Here is a 20,332-nt window from a genome sequence, read left to right as displayed (position 1 = left end):
CTCAGTCAAGCTTGGCGCCAGAGGCCTTGACGACCTGCGCCCACCGGCGGACTTCACCCTTCACAAAGGCGTCGAACTGGGGGCCACGCACGTTGGCAAACTCAGCGCCTTGCCCAGCCCAGATGGCACGGCTTTCGTCGGCGCTGACGGCGCGAGCAATCTCTTCGATCGCGCGAGCCTGCACATCGGCCGGTGTGCCCGCCGGCGCCCAGATGCCGTACCAGGTGGTCACCGTGTATTCGGGCAGGCCCAATTCGGCGGCGCAGGGCACGTCGGGGAACGCGGCGTTGCGCTTGCTGCCCGACACCATCAGCGCCTTGATGCGTCCACCCTTGATGTGGCCCGCCGAAGAGCCCAGGCCATCAAACATCATGTCCACATTACCGGCAATCAGGTCGTTCAGCGCAGGGCCGGCGCCGCGGTAGGGAATGTGTGTGATGAAGGTCTTGGTCTGCTGCTTGAACAACTCGCCCGCCATGTGGTGTGAAGTGCCACTGCCCGCCGAGCCGTAGTTGAGCTTGCCCGGGTTGGATTTGACCCGCGCCAGAAACGCCTTGAAATCCATGCCTTCGTATTTCTTGCTGTTCACCACCAGCACCTGGGGCACGGTGGCCACCAGGATCAGTGGCACAAAGTCTTTTTCGATGTCGTAGTCCAGGCGGGGATACATGCTCGGCGCAATGGCGTGGTGCACGGCACCCATGAACAGCGTGTAGCCATCGGGTGCCGCTTTGGCCGCGACGCCCGCGCCCAGCGTGCCACCGGCGCCACCCCTGTTGTCAATCACCAGTGACTTGCCCGTCAGGCGTGTGAACTGGGCACCCATCGGACGGGCGAAAGCATCGGTGCCGCCACCGGCGGGGAATGGCACCACCAGGTTCACCGGCCGGCTGGGCCAGGTTGCCTGCGCGTGGCCTGCGGTGCTGTAAACAGCGGCGCCTGCGATAGCGGCACACAAAATATCTCGTCGATTCAGGTCGTTGTTCATGCTTGTCTCCAGGGTTGTAATGTGCGCGTCACAGGTAGAGGTCCTTGATCGCGCGGGCTGTCGGGATCTTTGCTTGCGCCAGCATGGCGCGGTGTTTGTCGAGCCGCTTCAGGTCGTAAAGGTAGTTCACCATCAACCCATACGACTGCTTCAGGCCCTTGGCTGAGGGATCGGCGGCCCAGTTCAGGCGCTCCACACATGCGCCGTTGCCCAGGTGAAAGCGAGCCACCGGGTCCACCGGCTTGCCATCTTGCAGCTCGGCGCCCAGATAGCGCGCAGCCCAACCCAGCAAGGCCCGCCGTTCGGGTGCGTTTTCAGGCATTTCGGCAACACGCTCCCAGGCCTTGAGCAGGTCGGCCGGTGCGTTTTTCATCAGCCAGCCACGCAGGCCGGGAATGGGAGACAAGGTGGCGAATGTCTTGAGCCGGGGGAATTCCTGGTGCAGCGTTTCCACCACTTGCTTGATGAGCGAGTCACCAAAGCTCACGCCGCGCAGGCCGGGCTGGGTGTTGCTGATGGAATAAAAAATGGCGGTGGTGGCGCGCTCCAGATCGGCTGGGGCAGCGGCCTCGTCCAGCAGCGGGGTGATGCTGGTGGCGATCTCGTTGACCAGCGCCACTTCCACAAAAATAAGCGGTTCACCCGGCAGCCGCGGGTGGAAAAAGCCGTAGCACCGCCGGTCGCTGTCGAGCCGGTTCTTCACATCGGCCCAGCTGCGGATGTCGTGCACCGCCTCGTATTTGATGAGCTTTTCCACCAGCGAAGCCGGCGAGTCCCAGCTGATGCGGCGCAGCTCCAGAAAGCCCACGTCAAACCAGGTGGAGAACATGTATTCCATCTCCACGTCCAGGGCCAGCAGGCGCTTGTCGGTCTTCAGTGCGCCCTGCATTTCAGCGCGCAAATCGACCAGAAAGCGCACACCGTCCTGGTGGGCGCTGAAGCGCTGCAGCAACCTGCGCCGCGGCGAAACAGTTGCACGCCGGAAAATCACCTCGGCCGCCGCCTCGTCGGGGGTGCCAACCGCGGCTTCCAGTTGGGCCTGCGCCTGCTTGACCTGCACCGGGTCGGCCATGAAACGTTCGCTCATCAGCAGCCACAGGTCGCGCCGCTGCGGCGCGGGCGCGCTGGCGTACCAGTCCATCACCGCCTGGGCGCGGCGACCACCCTCCACCTCGCTCACCAGCGGGTCCACGATGGCCCGCAAGTCATCCAGCACATGGCGCAGCGCGCGCGGGGACAACGCTTCGGGTCCCTGGCGCAGCGTCGCCTTGAGGCGGTCCTGCGTCGAGCGCGGTGCCGTGCCCGACGCCGGCTTGAGCCGCGTCACGCGTTGAACGATCCAGTCGGTGGTGTTCATGCAGTGATCCGTGAGGTCTGGTTGCGCGCGAGTTCGCGCAGGGCCACGCGCTGGCGCGTCAGGTGGGTGCGCATGGCCGCCTCTGCGCCTTCGGCATCACGCGCCTTCAGAGCGGCAAACACCGCCATGTGCTCTGAGAGGCTCTGCTCCAGGCGGCCCGGTGCGTGCAATTGCTGCAGCCGCGCGAGCTTGACGAGCTTGCGCAAGTCACCAATCACCTGCGCCAACCAGCGGTTGTTGGCCAGGGTGATGATGGCTTCGTGGATGGCGAAATTCGCTTCGTAGTAGTCGTTGATGCGGCGGGCCTGCGCATGGCGGTTGAGCCGCTCGTGCAACTGCTCCAACGCGTCGAGGTCGGCGTTGCTGGCGTTGTTGGCGGCCTCGTAGGCGCAGCGCCCTTCCAGCAAGGCGATCACCGGGAAGATTTCGTCCAGATCGCGCTCGGTGATCTCGCTCACGAAACAGCCGCGGCGCGGCTGGTGGTGCAACAAGCCTTCGGCCGTGAGCACCTTGAGCGCTTCACGCAGCGGTGTGCGCGAGATCGACAGTTCGCTGCACAAAGCCAGTTCGTCCACAAAACTGCCGGGCGCCATCACGCCCGAAAAGATGCGTTCCCGCAACTGGGCCGCCACTTCGTCATGCAGAGAATTGAGTACCACGCGCATTCGTAATCACCTGTAATTACGAATAATTTTAGAGCGTCAGCGCGATGCCTTGCCGTGGTGTTTACCCTCGAATCGGTCGGCAGCTGGCTGGCTTGGCCCAACCACCGAGCCCTGTGCCGCGCAAGCGGCGCCCTGTGAGCGCGCCTCAGCCTGCGTGAGGCTGTGAAGGCAAGACGTCAGACCTTGCGACCAAACCACCACCACAGGCCGGCACCACCCAGGATCATGGGAACGCACAACCACTGCCCCATGCTCATGCCAAGCGACAGCAGGCCCAGATGTGCGTCGGGCTCGCGGAAAAATTCAGCAATAAAACGGAACACACCGTAGCCCAGAAGAAACACCGCCGAAACCTGGCCTCTGGCCCTCGGTTTGCGCGCATAAAGCCAAAGCAGCACAAACAGCAAGAGCCCTTCCAGCAAGAACTGGTAGGCCTGCGACGGGTGTCGGGGCAGGTCACCCGCGCCACGAAACACCATGCCCCAGGGCAGCGAAGGGTCGGCCACACGGCCCCAGAGTTCGCCGTTGATGAAATTGCCCAGGCGGCCGGCCGCCAGTCCCGTGGGCACACATGGCGCCACAAAGTCCATGACCTGCATGAACGGCCGTTGCCGGCTGCGCGCGTACCAGACCATGGCCAACATCACGCCCAGCAAACCGCCGTGAAAGCTCATGCCACCTTGCCAGACGGCAAAGATCTCCAGCGGGTTCGCCAGGTAATAAGCAGGCTTGTAAAACAGGCAGTAGCCCACGCGCCCACCCAGCACGACGCCCATGACGCCAAGAAAAAGGATGTCTTCCACATCGCGCCGCACCCAGGGAGCGGGCTGCTGTACGGCGGCAAACGGCAGATGCCGCAAGCGGGCATTGGCCAGCAGCATGAAGAGGCCAAAAGCGGCGAGGTAGGTCAGCCCGTACCAATGAATGGCCACGGGCCCGAGCTGCAGCGCGACAGGGTCAATTTGAGGATGGATCAGCATGGTCTGCGATTGTGCACGCAAGCGCCACCCGATGACCCGAGCGGCACCGGCTTGCCGGCCCGCACCGCTGGCGGAGGTTCAATCGCCAAGCAGCGACAGGTCGCGCACAGCGCCTTTGTCGGCCGAGGTGGCGAGAAACGCATAGGCCTTGAGCGCGGCCGACACCTTGCGCGGGCGCGGCAGGGTCGGTTTCCAGCCCTTGGCATCTTGTTCGGCACGGCGCTGGGCCAGCTCTTCGTCACTCACCAGCAGGTTGATGCTGCGGTTGGGAATATCGATGCGGATCTTGTCACCGTTGCGCACCAGGCCAATGGCGCCGCCCGCGGCCGCTTCGGGCGAGCAGTGGCCAATGGACAGGCCCGATGTACCGCCAGAAAAGCGCCCGTCGGTCAGCAGAGCGCAGGCTTTGCCCAGGCCTTTGGACTTGATGTAGCTGGTCGGGTACAGCATTTCCTGCATGCCGGGGCCACCCTTGGGGCCTTCGTAGCGCACGATCACCACGTCGCCGGCCTTCACGTTGTCGGCCAGGATCTGCGCCACCGCTTCGTCTTGCGACTCGGTCACAAAGGCCGAGCCTTCAAACACCAGAATCGATTCATCCACGCCCGCGGTTTTCACCACACAGCCGTCCAGCGCAATGTTGCCGCGCAGCACGGCCAGGCCGCCCTCTTGCGAGAAAGCGTGTTCGCCTGAGCGGATGCAGCCTTCGGCACGGTCCACGTCCAGGCTGGGCCAGCGCGTGGCCTGGCTGAATGCCACCTGGGTGGGGATACCGGCCGGGCCTGCCCGGTAAAAGGTCTTGACCTCTTCCGACGGGTTGCGCGCAATGTCCCAGGCGTCCAGTGCGTCCTTCATGGTCTTCGCGTGGATGGTGGGCACATCGGTGTGCAACTTGCCGGCACGGTCCAGCTCACCCAGGATGGCCATGATGCCGCCCGCGCGGTGCACGTCCTCAATGTGGTACTTGTTGGTGTTGGGCGCCACCTTGCACAGCTGCGGCACAACCCGCGACAGACGGTCGATGTCGGCCATGGTGAAGTCAATCTCGGCCTCTCGCGCAATGGCCAGGATGTGCAGGATGGTGTTGGTCGAGCCGCCCATGGCGATGTCGAGCGTGATCGCGTTCTCGAAGGCCTTGAAACCCATGGAGCGCGGCAGCACCGAGGCGTCTTCCTGCTCGTAGTAGCGGCGGCACAGGTCCACGGCCAGGCGCCCTGCCCGCTTGAACAGTTGCTCGCGGTCAGCGTGCGTGGCCAGCACGGTGCCGTTGCCCGGCAGCGCCAGACCCAGTGCTTCGGCCAGGCAGTTCATGGAATTGGCCGTGAACATGCCCGAGCAGGAACCGCAGGTTGGGCAAGCCGAGCGCTCCACTTCGGCCAGTTCGGCATCGCTCACCTTGTCGTCCACCGCCATCACCATGGCATCCACCAGGTCCAGCTTCTTGAACTCCACCACCTGCGATTGCGGGTTGGCCAGGCGCACCTTGCCGGCTTCCATGGGGCCACCCGACACGAACACCACCGGGATGTTCAGGCGCATCGCCGCCATCAACATGCCGGGGGTGATCTTGTCGCAGTTGGAAATGCACACCAGCGCGTCGGCGCAGTGGGCATTGACCATGTACTCCACCGAATCGGCGATCAGCTCTCGGCTGGGCAAGGAATACAGCATGCCGTCGTGGCCCATGGCAATGCCATCGTCCACGGCAATGGTGTTGAATTCTTTTGCCACACCGCCCACCGCCTCAATCTCTCGGGCCACCAGCTGGCCCAGGTCTTTCAAATGCACATGGCCGGGCACGAACTGGGTGAACGAGTTGGCGATGGCGATGATTGGCTTTTCAAAGTCGCCGTCTTTCATGCCGGTGGCACGCCACAGGGAACGGGCACCTGCCATGTTGCGGCCGGCGGTGGAAGTTTTGGAGCGGTAAGCGGGCATGGTGAGGCTTCGACTGGAAGGGTTCAGGGAAGGAAAAAGCGGCCTCAATTATCGCCCACCCCGCAGCGGGTTATGCCGCGTGGGCTATAAGGCGGGGTGACCGCCAAGCCCATGAACACGGCACACCAACGCCCACCCACCCGACCGAAGAGACCCACCATGGCCGAATCCAAAACCATCCCGATCCAGCCCATCAACAACCGCAGCGCGAACATCACCCAAGGCAAGTCGCGAGCGCCCAACCGATCCATGTACTACGCCATGGGCTACCAAGAAGGCGATTTCGTGAAACCCATGGTGGGCGTGGCCAACGGACACAGCACCATCACGCCGTGCAACTCGGGCCTGCAAAAACTGGCCGACGCAGCGATTGCGGGCATTGAGGAAGCCGGCGGCAACGCCCAGGTGTTTGGCACCCCGACCATTTCAGACGGCATGGCCATGGGCACCGAGGGTATGAAGTATTCGCTGGTTTCCCGCGAGGTGATTTCCGATTGCGTGGAAACCTGCGTGCAAGGCCAGTGGATGGACGGCGTAGTCGTCATTGGCGGGTGTGACAAGAATATGCCCGGCGGCCTCATGGGCATGCTGCGCGCCAACGTGCCGGCCATCTATGTGTACGGCGGCACCATCCTGCCGGGCAAGTACAAGGGCGAAGACCTCAACATCGTCAGCGTGTTCGAGGCTGTGGGCCAAAACGCCGCCGGCAACATGAGCGACGCCGACCTGCTGGAGATCGAGAAACGCGCCATCCCCGGCACCGGCTCCTGCGGCGGCATGTACACCGCCAACACCATGAGCTCGGCCTTCGAGGCCCTGGGCATCTCGCTGCCCTACTCCTCCACCATGGCCAACGTGCACGAAGAAAAGGTGGCCTCGGCCAAAGAGTCGGCCCGGGTGCTGATCGAAGCCATCCGCCAGGACATCAAGCCACGCGACATCGTCACGCGCAAATCCATTGAAAACGCGGTGGCCGTGATCATGGCCACCGGCGGGTCGACGAACGCAGTGCTGCACTTCCTGGCCATTGCGCATTGCGCGGGCGTGGAGTGGAGCATCGACGACTTCGAGCGCATCCGCCAGCGCACCCCGGTGCTGTGCGACCTGAAGCCCAGCGGCAAGGCGCTGGCCGTGGACTTGCACGTTGCAGGCGGCATTCCGCAGGTGATGAAAATGCTGCTGAACGCCGGCCTGTTGCACGGCGACTGCATCACCATCACCGGCCAGACCATTGCCGAGGTGCTGAAAGACGTGCCGGACGCGCCACCTGAGCAGAGCGTGATCCACACAATCGAGAACGCGATGTACAAGCAGGGCCACCTGGCCATCCTCAAGGGCAACCTGTCTCCCGAAGGCTGTGTGGCCAAGATCACGGGCCTGAAAAATCCAGTTATGACCGGACCCGCCCGCGTGTTTGAAGACGAACAGTCGGCTCTCAAGGCCATCCTGGACGGCAAGATAAAAGCCGGTGACGTGATGGTGCTGCGTTACCTCGGCCCCAAGGGCGGCCCGGGCATGCCCGAGATGCTGGCCCCCACGGGCGCCCTCATTGGCGCCGGCCTGGGGGAGAGTGTGGGCCTCATCACCGACGGCCGCTTCTCGGGTGGCACCTGGGGCATGGTGGTCGGGCATGTGGCGCCCGAGGCCGCCGCGGGCGGGACCATCGCCTTTGTCGAAGAAGGCGACAGCATCACCATCGACGCCCACGCCCTGAAACTGGAGCTCAACGTGCCTGAGAGCGAAATTGCACGGCGCAAGGCAGGCTGGACCGCTCCGGCTCCGCGCTACACGCGGGGCGTGCAAGCCAAGTTTGCCTTCAACGCGTCCAGCGCCAGCAAGGGCGCCGTGCTGGACAACTACTGACGCGTACGCCGTTTATTTGCGCCGCTTGCTCTTGATGCCCAGCGCCTCGCGCTGGCGGTCAATGCGATCCTGCTTTTTCTGGTCCATCCGCTCCATGGCCTTGCGTTTGGTGTAGCCGGTGGTGTCGGCCCAGGCCCACCAGGCCACCGCCATGGCAAAGGGCGACAAGACCCACCACCAGGAGAGATCAGCCACAAAACCGATCTCAAAATACTTCAGCAGCATCAGGCCCATGCCCGTGAACAGGAAAAACATCACACCCTCCAGTAAAGGCCCGATAAAGCCCGGCAAGAAACTGTAACCGACCGTATCTGAGCCGGGGGAACCGTTAAAATTGAGGCGTCTGCACCACTTCCCCATTGCACAAGGACAACACATGAAACGCGCTCTTCTGATTATGGCCGCCATGGCCGCCATCGCTGCACCGGCCATTGCTGACGAAGCGCTGGCCAAAAGCAAAAATTGCATGGCTTGCCATGCCGCTGACAAGAAGCTGGTGGGCCCGTCTTACAAGGACGTGGCCAAGAAATACGCTGGCGACGCGAAAGCGCTCGACATGCTGGCCACCAAGATCATCAAGGGTGGTTCGGGCGTGTGGGGTGCGATCCCTATGCCAGCCAATCCGCAGGTCAGCGAAGCTGACTCCAAGAAGCTGGCTGCCTGGGTGCTGAGCCAAAAGTAATTTCAGTTCCTTTGAAAACAAAAAACCCGCTGAATCTCAGCGGGTTTTTTGTTGCCTGAACGCCTTGCGGCGCTCAGGCATATTCACAGCATCAATTGTTTTCAGACAATTGATCCAGGATGGCCGGGTTCTCCAGGGTGGAGGTGTCCTGGGTGATAGCTTCACCTTTGGCGATCGAGCGCAGCAGGCGGCGCATGATCTTGCCCGAGCGGGTCTTGGGCAGGTTGTCACCGAAACGGATGTCTTTGGGCTTGGCGATCGGGCCGATCTCTTTGCCCACCCAGTCGCGCAGCACCTTGGCAATGGCTTTGGCTTCGTCGCCGGTGGGGCGCGAACGCTTGAGCACCACGAAGGCCACAATGGCTTCGCCGGTGAGGTCGTCCGGACGGCCCACCACAGCGGCTTCGGCCACCAGGTCGGTCTTGCCCACCAGCGCGGATTCGATTTCCATCGTGCCCATGCGGTGGCCCGACACGTTCAGCACGTCGTCAATGCGGCCCGTGATGCGGAAGTAGCCGCGGTCTACGCTGCGCACGGCGCCGTCGCCGGCCAGGTAGTAGCCCTTGAGCTCTTCAGGGAAGTAGCTTTTCTTGAAGCGCTCGGGGTCACCCCAGATGGTGCGGATCATCGAAGGCCATGGGCGCTTGACCACCAAGATGCCACCGGCACCGTTGGGCACGTCGTTGCCCGTCTCGTCCACGATGGCGGTGGTAATGCCCGGCAGCGGCAGCGTGCACGAACCCGGCACCAATGGCGTTGCACCAGGCAGCGGCGTGATCATGTGACCACCGGTTTCGGTCTGCCAGAAGGTGTCCACAATCGGGCAGCGCTCGCCGCCTACGTGCTTGTAGTACCACATCCAGGCTTCTGGGTTGATGGGCTCGCCCACCGAACCCAGCAGACGCAGGCTGCTCAGATCGGAGCGCGCCGGATGCACTTTCTCGTCACCCTCAGCGGCCTTGATCAGCGAGCGGATGGCCGTGGGAGCGGTGTAGAAAATGGTGCACTTGTGCTTCTCGATCATCTGCCAGAAGCGGCCAGCGTTCGGGTAGGTGGGCACGCCTTCGAACACGATTTGCGTGGCGCCTGCGGCCAGCGGGCCATAGGCCACGTAGGTGTGGCCGGTGATCCAGCCGATGTCGGCGGTGCACCAGAACACGTCGCTGTCCTTCAGGTCGAAGGTCCAGTTCATGGTCAGGTTGGCCCACAGCAGGTAGCCACCGGTGCTGTGCTGCACGCCCTTGGGCGTGCCGGTGGAACCCGAGGTGTAAAGCACAAACAGCGGGTGCTCGGCGCTCACCATTTCGGCCGGGCAATCGGTCGACTCGGCAGCCATGACGTCGTGCATGAAACTGTCGCGACCGGCCACCATGTTGACCGCGGTGGGGGTGCGCTGGAACACGATCACGTCTTTCACGCAATCGCAGCCGCCCATGGCGATGCCTTCGTCCACGATGGACTTGAGCGGCAGCTCTTTGCCGCCGCGCAGCTGGTAGTTGGCTGTGATCACGGCCACGGCGCTGGCGTTTTGGATGCGCTCTTGCAGGGCCTTGGCCGAGAAGCCACCGAACACCACGCTGTGGGTGGCGCCGATGCGGGCGCAAGCCTGCATGGCCACCACGCCTTCAATGGTCATGGGCATGTAAATGACGACGCGGTCGCCCTTCTTCACACCCTTGGCCTTGAGCGCGTTGGCGAACTGGGAGACCTTGGCCAGCAGTTCCTTGTAGGTCACCTTGGTCACTTCGCCGCCATCGGCTTCGAAGATGATGGCGGTCTTGTTTTCCACCGGGGTGCCCATGTGGCGGTCCAGGCAGTTGTACGAAGCGTTCAACTCGCCATCTTCGAACCACTTGTAGAAGGGAGCGTTCGACTCGTCCAGCGTTTTGGTGAAGGGCTTGTGCCAGGTCAAGGTTTCACGAGCGCGTTTGGCCCAGAAACCCTCGAAGTCGTTTTCTGCCTCGGCACACAGCGCGTTGTAGGCATCCATGCCCGAAATGCGGGCGGCCTTCACCGTGGCCTCGGTGGGTTCAAAAACGCGGTTTTCGACCAGGGTGGATTGGATGGACGTCGACGGTGCGGACATGGGCAGTCTCCTCGGGTGTATGGGTAACAGATCAGCCATCGAATGTGCGCAAAGGCTCTTACGAGCCACTTACATGGCCGGCGGCTTGCATAGCCTGACGAACGGCAGAACATTGGGACGCGCCCTAAAATCAAGCCCCCCATCACCCAGGCCCTTCAGGCAACCATGCCCGACACACACTCCGTTCCCAACCCAAGCTTGCGCCTGCGACTTGGCGCATTCCTGGCCAGTGCTCGCGTTCAGCGGTTCATCATTGGCTTGATCGTGATCAATGCGGTGCTGATGGGACTGGAGACCTCACCAGCCCTGATGGCCCAATACGGCAACACCCTGCTCGCCTTCGACCGGGCCATCCTGGTGGTGTTCGTGCTGGAGATTGCCCTGCGCCTCTACGTCCACCGCGCAGCATTTTTCCGCGACCCGTGGAGCCTGTTTGATTTTGCGGTGGTGGGCATTGCACTCATTCCTGCCAGCGGGCCCTTCGCGGTGCTGCGTGCCCTGCGCGTGCTGCGGGTGCTGCGCATGCTCACCATGGTGCCCTCCATGCGCCGGGTGGTGGGGGCGCTGCTTTCTGCCATCCCGGGGCTTTCGTCGATTGCGCTGGTGCTGCTGCTGGTCTTTTATGTTTTCGCCGTCATCGCCACGCACCTGTTTGGCGTCGACTTCCCGGACTGGTTTGGACACCTCGGCCGGTCGCTGTACACACTGTTCCAGATCATGACGCTGGAGAGCTGGTCGATGGGCATCGCCCGGCCGGTGATGGAAGTGGCGCCTTTCGCCTGGATTTTCTTCATCATCTTCATCTTGTTCGCCACTTTCACGATGCTCAACCTGTTCATCGCGATCATCGTCAACGCGATGCAGACCTTCAACGAAGGCGAACACCAATCCACAGTGGAAGCGGTGGAGCAGGTCGGCCAGTCCATTGAGCATCAGTTGCATGCAGAGGTGCAACTGCTGCGCCAGGAAATCGGCGAACTCAAGGGCCTGCTGCGCGGCGCTGACGGCGTGCTCGGCGCGAACAGCGCGCCCCGCTGAAACAAAGCTCGGCTGAATGCGAAAGGTGCCTGTGGTGTGGCTCTTACCTAGCGCCCCACCATGGCGGCCGGGTCCACCCACAGGTCAAACTGATCCCCGGTCACATGGCCCAGAGCCAGCGCTGCAGCGCGCAAGGTCGAGCCGTCCCGGTGGGCCTTTTTGGCGATCTCCGCCGCCTTGTCGTAGCCAATGTGCGCATTCAAGGCGGTCACCAGCATCAGCGAGCGCTCCACCATCTCGGCCATGCGGCCCACATTAGGCTCGATGCCCTTTGCGCAATGCTCGCGAAAACTGCGCATCCCATCGCTCAGCAGCCGCACACTTTGCAGAAAATTGTGCGCAATCATGGGCCGGAACACGTTGAGTTCAAAATTGCCCGACGCGCCGCCCATGTTGATGGCCACGTCGTTGCCCATGACCTGACAACACAACATGGTGAGCGCCTCACACTGAGTCGGGTTGACCTTCCCCGGCATGATGGACGACCCGGGCTCGTTCTCGGGAATCGAGATTTCACCCAAGCCACAACGCGGCCCACTCGCCAGCCAACGCACGTCGTTGGCGATCTTCATCAGGCCAGCGGCCAGCGTTTTCAAAGCGCCATGGGCATGCACCAGCGCATCGCAGCTGGCCATCGCCTCAAACTTGTTGGGTGCTGTGACCAGCGGCATGCCCGTGTGGCGGGCCAGTTCGGCTGCCACGGCCACATCGAAACCAGCCGGCGCATTGAGCCCGGTGCCCACCGCTGTGCCACCCAGCGCCAGCTCACACAAATGAGGGAGCGCCGCACGCACATGCCGATCCGCGTGCGACAGCTGTGCCGCCCAGCCCGACATTTCCTGTCCCAGCGTCAGAGGGGTTGCGTCTTGCAAATGGGTTCTGCCAACTTTCACGATCGCGTCAAAAGCCGCCACTTTGGCAGCCAGCGTAGCGTGCAGGTCGGCCAACGCCGGCAGCAAGCGCTGCTTCAGGCCCAGCACGGCGGCCAGGTGCATGGCGGTGGGAAACACGTCGTTCGACGACTGGCTTCGGTTCACGTCGTCGTTCGGATGCACGAGGCGGCCGGCGCCCCGCGGCCCGCCCAGCAACTCGCTCGCCCGATTGGCCAGCACCTCGTTCAAATTCATGTTGGTTTGCGTCCCCGAGCCGGTCTGCCAGACCATCAACGGGAATTCAACCGCGTGCTGGCCGCCAATCACCTCGTCAGCCGCGGCCACGATGGCTTGGGACTTGTCCGCGTCTAGTCCGGCAAGGCGCGCGTTGACCACGGCGCAAGCCCGCTTCACCCTCGCCAGCGCATCAATCAGCTCGCTCGGCATGAGCTCGCCCGAAATGTTGAAATGCGCCAGCGAGCGCTGCGTCTGCGCACCCCACAAACGCTGAGCGGGCACCGCAATGGGGCCCGTGCTGTCCGACTCGTCGCGGGTCTCTGATTCAGCATTCATGGCGAAGCCTCTGGTCGTCAGCCAGGCCAAGGGCTGACCTGTCAAAATAACATGTTGCGCACACCGTAGCAGAGTCATCGCCGCGTATGCAACGCGGCCAGTGCCATCCAAGCCCATATCCAAGCCAACCCACTTGCACACAACACCCACGCCATGACCACGAGCATCCGCCAGAACGACCTGATCGAATCCGTCGCCGCCGCCCTGCAGTACATCAGCTACTACCACCCGGCCGACTACATCGCCCACCTGGCCCGCGCTTACGAACGCGAGCAAAGCCCGGCCGCGAAAGATGCGATTGCGCAGATCCTGACCAACAGCAAGATGAGCGCCACCGGTCACCGCCCGATCTGCCAGGACACCGGCATCGTCAACGTGTTCCTGAAGGTGGGCATGGACGTGCGCTGGGACGGCTTCACCGGCAGCCTGGACGACGCCATCAACGAAGGCGTGCGCCAGGGCTACAACCACCCCGACAACACGCTGCGCGCCAGCGTGGTGGCCGACCCGCAGTTCGACCGCAAGAACACCAAGGACAACACCCCCGCCGTGATCTTTACCGAGATCGTGCCCGGCAACACGGTGGAAGTGACCGTAGCCGCCAAGGGCGGCGGCTCGGAAAACAAGTCCAAGATGGTCATGCTCAACCCCGGCGACAGCGTGGTGGACTGGGTGCTGAAAACTGTACCGACCATGGGCGCCGGCTGGTGCCCGCCGGGCATGTTGGGCATCGGTATCGGCGGCACCGCTGAAAAAGCGGTGCTCATGGCCAAAGAAAGCCTGATGGACGACCTGGACATGTACGAACTGCAGGCCAAGGCGTCCAAGGGCGAGAAGCTCAGCAAGGTCGATGAGATGCGCCTGGAGCTGTTTGAGAAAGTCAACGCGCTCGGCATTGGCGCGCAGGGCCTGGGCGGCCTGACCACCGTGCTCGATGTGAAGATCAAGATGTACCCCACCCACGCGGCCAGCAAGCCCGTGGCCATGATCCCCAACTGCGCGGCCACGCGCCACGCCCACTTTGTGCTCGACGGCAGCGGCCCGGTCTACCTGGACCCACCGAGCCTCGACCTGTGGCCCAACGTCGACTGGACGCCCGACACGCAGAAGAGCCAGCGCGTCAACCTGGACACGCTCACGCCCGCCGAGGTGGCCAGCTGGAAGCCGGGCCAGACCCTGCTGCTCAACGGCAAGATGCTCACCGGTCGCGACGCCGCGCACAAGCGCATCCAGGACATGCTGGCCAAGGGGGAGTCCCTGCCGGTGGACTTCACCAACCGCGTCATTTACTACGTGGGCCCGGTCGATCCGGTGCGCGACGAAGCCGTGGGTCCCGCTGGCCCCACCACCGCCACCCGCATGGACGGCTTCACCGAAATGATGCTGGCCAAGACCGGATTGATCGCCATGATTGGTAAAGCCGAGCGTGGCCCGGTCGCTATTGAAGCCATCAAAAAACACCAGTCGGCCTACCTCATGGCCGTGGGCGGCGCTGCCTACCTGGTATCCAAGGCCATCAAGCATGCCAAAGTGGTGGGCTTTGCCGACATGGGCATGGAAGCCATCTACGAATTCGACGTGGTGGACATGCCCGTGACCGTGGCCGTGGATTCGGGTGGCACCAGCGCCCACATCACCGGCCCGGCCGAGTGGAGCAAGCGCATCGCCACTGGCGAGTTCAAAGGCATTGCCGTCGCCAGCGCTTGAAAACCATCGGAATTTTTGACAGCGGGGTGGGTGGCCTGAGCGTGCTGCGTGCCTTGCTGGCTGAAATTCCAGAAGCCCAGTTTGTTTATGTGGCCGACAGCGCCTTCGCCCCCTATGGCGAGCGCAGCGCCCAAGCTGTTGTCGACCGCTCCAGCCGCATCGCGGCCTACCTTTTGCAGCACCATGCTGTTGATGCGCTGGTGGTGGCCTGCAACACCGCCACAGCCATGGCGATTGACGACTTGCGCCTGGCCTACCCGCACCTGCCTATTGTGGGCGTGGAGCCGGCCCTGAAAACCGCAGCCCAAATGAGCCGCAGCGGGCACATTGGCGTGCTCGCCACACGCGGCACCCTGGACAGTGCGCGTTTTGCTCAACTGCGCTCCCGCGTCGAGGCATCCGCTCCCAGTGCTCAATTCAGCTGCCAACCTTGCGACGGACTGGCCGATGCCATTGAGCGCGGCGACGCCAACACCACCCAGCGGCTTTGCCAGCGCTATCTGCAGGCCGTGCAAACGCGGCAAGACCCCTCCCCGCCCATCGATACCCTGGTACTGGGATGCACCCACTACCCCTTCGCGGCAGATGTTCTGAGCCAGCTCTGTGGCCCTGGCATCATGTTGGTGGAAACCGGCCTGCCCGTGGCCCGCCGCACCAGGGCGGTTCTAGGACTCGACGCGGCAGACCATCGCGGTGATGTCGCACACCCCAGGCTACAACTGCTTTGCACAGGCGACCCAGCTGCGCTTACGCAGGCCGCACAGTGCTGGCTACCCACCTCAGCCACCGCAGCGCCACTGATCTGCTGAGCTTTTCGCTTGACCTGAGCGCCACACCGCCACACGCATCGTGTGATGCCTGACACACCCTGCGGACACCCCCTCTGGCCTAAACGACACCAATTCAGTACATTGGCAAGCGTGCACCTCAACGGTGTTCGTCTCAACCACCTCTGAAAGGAACGCAAGGCATGGCCAACAAAAAGATCAACGATGTTGAGGGTATCGGCCCAGTCATCGGCGAAAAATTGAATAACGCTGGCGTAGCAGACACGGACTCCCTGCTGAACCAGGCCAAAACACCGGCCCTGCGCAAGGCCCTTGCAGCCAAAGCCGGCCTGACGGAAAAGCAGCTGCTGAGATTTGCCAACATGGTCGACCTGTACCGCATCAGCGGTGTGGGCTCGGAGTACGCCGACTTGCTGGAAGCCGCCGGGGTGGACACGGTGCCCGAGTTGGCCCGCCGCCGGGCAGACAACCTGACGACGGCTATGGCCGAACTCAACGCCACGAAAAAACTGGTCCGCCGCGTCCCCACCGAAGCCGAAGTGACAAAGTGGGTCGAGCAGGCCAAAGGCCTGCCACGAATGCTTGAATACTGAAGGCTCTACCCCGGGCACGCGACAGTCACATGGCCCTGCGGGGCCATTTTTCTTGTCTGACGGGGCGCTGGTCCGGCCAGTGTGGCGGCATGGCCGCGCTGCATGTTCACCGGAATCAACAAGGCCAAACCCCCAAGAACAACGCACCAGTGAGGCCAATGGGCAGCTGCGCTGGTTGACGCCCCTCTCCTGTCGTCGAAGTGAGCCCACAACTCAAGGGCCCAAGGATAGTGGCCAGACGGGTTGCAAAAGTCCACAGACCATAAATCTCAACCCGCTGTTTTGGCGTGGCCAACCTACCCGCCATGGCACGGCCCGACGACTACATTGAGCCCGTGCAAAAGACAGCAGGGGGCTGCGGCGAACCAGAGAACCACTGCCAGGTTGTGGCCAGCAGGACACCACGCTTGATGATCAGTGCAAATGGCGAGGCTTGCGCGGTCCACCGTGCCCCGAAGGGCCACCGTGTCCACGGGGCGGACGGCCCAGCTGCATCGAGTTCACCAGGGCGTCAAAACGCTCAGTAAACAGCTTGTCAATGGCCACCACCACATCACCAAGCTCGGCCGCGTCAAAGTGGCGCTCCATGATGTGCACCACGTCCTGAACGAGCAAGTCGCGCTGTACCTGCATGATCGCTGCTGGCGTCGGACCGACAAAGCACATCATGAAGTCGTCGCGGGCTTCTTCTTCAGAAGACTCGTCTTCCTCGTCGTATTCGGTGTCGTAAAAAGACACCTCCAACGGCGCTCCGGCCGAGGCGATTTCGTTCAGGCCCATGCAAGCTTCCTCGATCACCTGCCGAAAGTCTTCGTCGCCGGGAACGGTCCAGCACATCTGCAGCACGTGCGCAGCCGCATCGAAACGGATGCCAGGCTCGTCTTCGTAGGCGCTCTCGGCGGCGGCGGCCAGAGAGCGTGCGCCGGCGTATTGCCACAGCGGCTTGAGCGCGTCTTGGATCTGGCTGAACACCACATCTTCGCGCAGCGGCACGTCTCCATGCACATGGATTTCGAAGGGTGCGTTGTATCGGGTCATGGGAAACTCACTGTACCGGCGAAACCGGAAAAAACCTAGCGGTGGTGCCTCGAACCGGAATCGAACCGGTACGGCCTGTTAAAGCCGGCGGATTTTAAGTCCGCTGTGTCTACCAATTTCACCATCGAGGCTGGCCGTCATTGTCGCAGGTTCGACATCTGGACTTTGGGGGGAGCCTGCGCGAAGACCATTGCGCGGTTCCGCCGTGGCCTGTAAAGGCTTGCCGTCAACACATTTGAGCCACCAACAAAAAAAGGAAGCAAAGCTTCCTTTTAGAGATTGGAGCGGGATAAGAGACTCGAACTCTCGACCTATACCTTGGCAAGGTATCGCTCTACCAACTGAGCTAATCCCGCATACGTGTGCCGCTTGCCAGCGACTGGAGGCGCGACCCGGAGTCGAACCGGGCTAGACGGATTTGCAATCCGTTGCATAACCGATTTGCTATCGCGCCAAATGCAACTGGCACCAAAGCCAACTGCAACATCACCGACAAAAAAGGGAAGCAGGGCTTCCCTTTTTAATTTGGAGCGGGATAAGAGACTCGAACTCTCGACCTATACCTTGGCAAGGTATCGCTCTACCAACTGAGCTAATCCCGCATGTTTCTAACGTCTGCCAGAAGCTGAAATTCTAGCGCAAAAAAACGCTGGTTTTCAAGCCCCTAGCAACTTTTTGCTCAGTGCTTGACAGCATCCGGCGCCGTTGCCGCAGGCCGGGCCGACGCTGCAGCCACCTGGGCGGCCACCTCTTCGTCGGTCAAAGGCACGGGCAAACGCTCCAGCGCGATCGCCAGCACCTTGTCGATCCACTTCACCGGAACGATCTCCAGACCTTCCTTCACGTTGTCCGGAATCTCCGCCAGATCCTTCACGTTCTCTTCCGGAATGATCACGGTCTTGATGCCGCCACGCAATGCGGCCAGCAACTTTTCTTTGAGACCGCCAATGGCCGTGACCTCACCGCGCAGGGTGATCTCCCCGGTCATGGCTACATCCGCACGCACGGGAATGCCCGTGAGCGATGAGACAAGGGCCGTGGTCATGGCTGCACCCGCGCTGGGGCCGTCTTTCGGTGTCGCGCCGTCGGGCACGTGAATGTGGATGTCTCGCTTGTCGAATTGCTCGTCTTTGATGCCCAGTGAACGGGAACGGCTGCGTACCACGGTGCGCGCTGCCTCAACCGACTCTTTCATCACATCGCCCAGCGATCCGGTGCGGGTGATCACGCCTTTGCCGGGCATGATCGCCACTTCGATGGTGAGCAAATCGCCGCCGACCTCGGTCCACGCCAGTCCCACCACCTGCCCCACCTGGTTTTGCGCTTCAGCACGGCCATAGCTGTATTTGCGCACACCCAGAAAATCGTTGAGGTTGTCTGAGTTGACCACCACGGTGGGGGTGTATTTTTTGAGCAGCAGGCCCTTCACCACCTTGCGGCAGATCTTGCCCAGCTCGCGCTCAAGCGAACGCACGCCGGCTTCTCGGGTGTAGTAGCGCACGATGTCACGCACCGCAGACTCCTGAACCTCCATCTCACCATCTCGAATACCGTTGTTCTTCAGCTGCTTGGGCAGCAGGTAGCGCATGGCGATGTTGGTCTTTTCGTCTTCGGTGTAACCCGACAGGCGGATCACTTCCATCCGGTCCAGCAGCGCCGGCGGGATGTTCATCGAGTTCGACGTGGCCACAAACATCACGTCGGAGAGGTCAAAGTCCACTTCGACGTAGTGATCCCCGAAGGTGTGGTTCTGCTCGGGGTCAAGCACTTCCAGCAAAGCGCTGGAAGGGTCACCACGGAAATCGGTGCCCAGTTTGTCGATCTCGTCCAGCAAGAAAAGCGGGTTGCGTGTGCCCACTTTGCTCAGGCTTTGCAACACCTTGCCTGGCATCGCACCAATGTAGGTGCGGCGGTGGCCGCGAATCTCGGCCTCGTCGCGCATACCACCCAGCGCCATACGAACGTACTTGCGTCCGGTGGCCTTGGCAACTGACTGCCCCAGCGAGGTCTTGCCCACGCCGGGCGGACCCACCAAGCACAAGATGGGCGCCTTCACCTTGTCCACGCGCTGCTGAACCGCAAGGTATTCGAGGATGCGGTCCTTGACCTTGTCTAGACCGTAATGATCTTCGTTGAGCACGGCTTCAGCGTGCGCCAGGTCGTGCTTGATCTTGGTCTTCTTGCTCCATGGCAACGCCACCAGTGCATCGATGTAGTTGCGCACCACCGTGGCTTCGGCAGACATGGGCGACATCAGCTTGAGCTTTTTGAATTCGGCGTCGGCCTTTTTGCGCGCATCAGCGGGCATTTTGGCGGCCTTGATCTTCTTCTCGATCTCTTCAATATCGGCGCCCTCTTCGCCTTCGCCCAGTTCTTTCTGGATCGCCTTGACCTGCTCGTTCAGATAGAAGTCGCGTTGGTTCTTTTCCATTTGGCGCTTGACGCGACCGCGGATTTTTTTGTCGACGTTCAAGATGTCGACTTCGCGCTCGAGCTGTTCAAACAGGTTTTCCAGGCGCTTGTTGACCGGGTCGAGGTCCAGCACCACCTGCTTGGACTCCAGCTTGAGCGGCAGGTGGGCAGCGATGGTGTCGGCCAGGCGACCTGGGTCGTCGATGCTGGAGATCGACGTCAAGATCTCGGAGGGGATCTTTTTGTTGAGCTTGACGTACTGGTCAAACTGCTGCATCACCGCGCGGCGCAGCGCCTCAAGCTCGGTGGACTGCGTGTCGGCGCGCTCGGTCGACGGGTCAACGGGGGTCACATTGGCCACGAAATGGGTGTCACCGTCGCGAATGTCGAGCACCTTGGCCCGCTGAAGGCCTTCAACCAGCACCTTCACGGTACCGTCGGGCAGCTTGAGCATTTGCAAGATGGTGGCCACGCAGCCCATCTCAAACATGTCTTCCGTGGAAGGCTCGTCCTTGGCTGCGGCCTTTTGCGCCACCAGCATGATGCGGCGCTCGGCCTCCATGGCAGCTTCAAGTGCTTTGATACTTTTCGGGCGACCCACAAACAGCGGAATCACCATGTGCGGGAAGACCACCACATCGCGCAAGGGCAACAGGGGCAGGTCAACCGGCGAACTGGGCAAGGGGGTATGTCCGGACATTTCAACCTCAGCAAAATCAGCAGGTAGGGTTGATGCGGGCGATATCAACCGG

The 20,332-nt window shown here is 62.2% G+C and carries 16 protein-coding genes and 4 tRNA genes; 6 read left to right on the top strand and 14 right to left on the bottom strand.

Features of this window, described 5'->3' with window-relative positions:
• Position 1: 1 nt before the first annotated feature.
• From AC0GNR_RS13545 to ilvD (AC0GNR_RS13525), 5 genes are all read right to left on the bottom strand, one after another.
• The gene (locus tag AC0GNR_RS13545) at positions 2 to 988 is read right to left on the bottom strand and encodes a Bug family tripartite tricarboxylate transporter substrate binding protein (protein ID WP_472901464.1); all 987 of its coding nucleotides are present in this window, start codon (positions 986 to 988) and stop codon (positions 2 to 4) included.
• Positions 989 to 1,016: 28 nt separating this feature from the next.
• On the bottom strand, positions 1,017 to 2,345 hold the full coding sequence (locus tag AC0GNR_RS13540) for a malonyl-CoA decarboxylase domain-containing protein (RefSeq protein ID WP_472901463.1): 1,329 nt from the start codon (positions 2,343 to 2,345) through the stop codon (positions 1,017 to 1,019).
• Entirely contained in the window at positions 2,342 to 3,010 is a 669-nt protein-coding gene (locus AC0GNR_RS13535; RefSeq protein ID WP_472901462.1) for a GntR family transcriptional regulator, read from the bottom strand. The genes AC0GNR_RS13540 and AC0GNR_RS13535 overlap by 4 nt, the downstream gene beginning before the upstream one ends.
• 176 nt (positions 3,011 to 3,186) lie before the next feature.
• Complete coding sequence (lgt, locus tag AC0GNR_RS13530; RefSeq protein WP_472901461.1) at positions 3,187 to 3,990, bottom strand: prolipoprotein diacylglyceryl transferase; 804 nt, start codon at positions 3,988 to 3,990, stop codon at positions 3,187 to 3,189.
• A 78-nt stretch (positions 3,991 to 4,068) separates the two neighbouring features.
• Positions 4,069 to 5,928: a dihydroxy-acid dehydratase gene (gene ilvD, locus AC0GNR_RS13525; protein WP_472901460.1), complete on the bottom strand. Its 1,860-nt coding sequence runs from the start codon at positions 5,926 to 5,928 to the stop codon at positions 4,069 to 4,071.
• 159 nt (positions 5,929 to 6,087) lie between these two features.
• Between ilvD (AC0GNR_RS13525) and ilvD (AC0GNR_RS13520) the strand changes: the two genes are divergently transcribed.
• A complete protein-coding gene (gene ilvD / locus AC0GNR_RS13520) occupies positions 6,088 to 7,791 on the top strand; it encodes a dihydroxy-acid dehydratase (RefSeq protein WP_472901459.1) in 1,704 nt (567 codons plus the stop codon).
• A 12-nt stretch (positions 7,792 to 7,803) separates the two neighbouring features.
• Here ilvD (AC0GNR_RS13520) and AC0GNR_RS13515 read toward each other — a convergent pair whose 3' ends face one another.
• Positions 7,804 to 8,046, bottom strand: coding sequence for a TIGR04438 family Trp-rich protein (locus AC0GNR_RS13515; RefSeq protein WP_472901458.1), 243 nt, complete (start codon positions 8,044 to 8,046; stop codon positions 7,804 to 7,806).
• Between the two features lie 121 nt (positions 8,047 to 8,167).
• Between AC0GNR_RS13515 and AC0GNR_RS13510 the strand changes: the two genes are divergently transcribed.
• Positions 8,168 to 8,473 carry a c-type cytochrome gene (locus tag AC0GNR_RS13510; RefSeq protein WP_472901457.1) on the top strand — a complete coding sequence of 102 codons (306 nt, stop codon included), beginning with the start codon at positions 8,168 to 8,170 and terminating at the stop codon, positions 8,471 to 8,473.
• A 91-nt stretch (positions 8,474 to 8,564) separates the two neighbouring features.
• On the opposite strand, the gene acs is transcribed toward AC0GNR_RS13510, so the two are convergent.
• The gene (gene acs / locus AC0GNR_RS13505) at positions 8,565 to 10,559 is read right to left on the bottom strand and encodes an acetate--CoA ligase (RefSeq protein WP_472901456.1); all 1,995 of its coding nucleotides are present in this window, start codon (positions 10,557 to 10,559) and stop codon (positions 8,565 to 8,567) included.
• Between the two features lie 165 nt (positions 10,560 to 10,724).
• Between acs and AC0GNR_RS13500 the strand changes: the two genes are divergently transcribed.
• Complete coding sequence (locus tag AC0GNR_RS13500) at positions 10,725 to 11,597, top strand: ion transporter (RefSeq protein WP_472901455.1); 873 nt, start codon at positions 10,725 to 10,727, stop codon at positions 11,595 to 11,597.
• A gap of 47 nt (positions 11,598 to 11,644) precedes the next feature.
• Here the strand turns inward: AC0GNR_RS13500 and fumC are convergent, their stop codons facing one another.
• Positions 11,645 to 13,042 (bottom strand): class II fumarate hydratase, encoded by a 1,398-nt coding sequence (gene fumC, locus AC0GNR_RS13495; protein WP_472901454.1) that lies wholly within the window; start codon positions 13,040 to 13,042, stop codon positions 11,645 to 11,647.
• Between the two features lie 153 nt (positions 13,043 to 13,195).
• On the opposite strand from fumC, the gene AC0GNR_RS13490 reads away from it, so the two are divergent.
• The 3 genes from AC0GNR_RS13490 to AC0GNR_RS13480 all read left to right on the top strand — a co-directional run bounded on the left by AC0GNR_RS13490 (position 13,196) and on the right by AC0GNR_RS13480 (position 16,130).
• Positions 13,196 to 14,749: a fumarate hydratase gene (locus AC0GNR_RS13490; RefSeq protein WP_472901453.1), complete on the top strand. Its 1,554-nt coding sequence runs from the start codon at positions 13,196 to 13,198 to the stop codon at positions 14,747 to 14,749.
• Complete coding sequence (gene murI / locus AC0GNR_RS13485; protein ID WP_472901452.1) at positions 14,746 to 15,558, top strand: glutamate racemase; 813 nt, start codon at positions 14,746 to 14,748, stop codon at positions 15,556 to 15,558. The genes AC0GNR_RS13490 and murI overlap by 4 nt, the downstream gene beginning before the upstream one ends.
• Positions 15,559 to 15,719: 161 nt before the next feature.
• Positions 15,720 to 16,130, top strand: coding sequence for a DUF4332 domain-containing protein (locus AC0GNR_RS13480; protein ID WP_472901451.1), 411 nt, complete (start codon positions 15,720 to 15,722; stop codon positions 16,128 to 16,130).
• A 414-nt stretch (positions 16,131 to 16,544) separates the two neighbouring features.
• Here AC0GNR_RS13480 and AC0GNR_RS13475 read toward each other — a convergent pair whose 3' ends face one another.
• The 6 genes from AC0GNR_RS13475 to lon all read right to left on the bottom strand — a co-directional run bounded on the left by AC0GNR_RS13475 (position 16,545) and on the right by lon (position 20,280).
• Entirely contained in the window at positions 16,545 to 17,168 is a 624-nt protein-coding gene (locus AC0GNR_RS13475; protein WP_472901450.1) for a DUF6806 family protein, read from the bottom strand.
• Positions 17,169 to 17,210: 42 nt separating this feature from the next.
• Positions 17,211 to 17,299 (bottom strand) — tRNA-Leu (locus tag AC0GNR_RS13470).
• Positions 17,300 to 17,448: 149 nt separating this feature from the next.
• A tRNA-Gly gene (locus tag AC0GNR_RS13465) sits at positions 17,449 to 17,524 on the bottom strand.
• Positions 17,525 to 17,548: 24 nt separating this feature from the next.
• Positions 17,549 to 17,622, bottom strand: a tRNA-Cys gene (locus AC0GNR_RS13460).
• 72 nt (positions 17,623 to 17,694) lie between these two features.
• Positions 17,695 to 17,770 (bottom strand) — tRNA-Gly (locus tag AC0GNR_RS13455).
• Between the two features lie 77 nt (positions 17,771 to 17,847).
• Positions 17,848 to 20,280, bottom strand: a complete 2,433-nt coding sequence (gene lon, locus AC0GNR_RS13450; RefSeq protein ID WP_472901449.1) for an endopeptidase La — start codon at positions 20,278 to 20,280, stop codon at positions 17,848 to 17,850.
• Positions 20,281 to 20,332: the final 52 nt, after the last annotated feature.

The organism is Hydrogenophaga sp. LT287, from assembly GCF_055702805.1.
The sequence above is the reverse complement of the archived record's forward strand: the minus strand, read 5'-3'. Positions and strand labels throughout refer to the sequence as shown.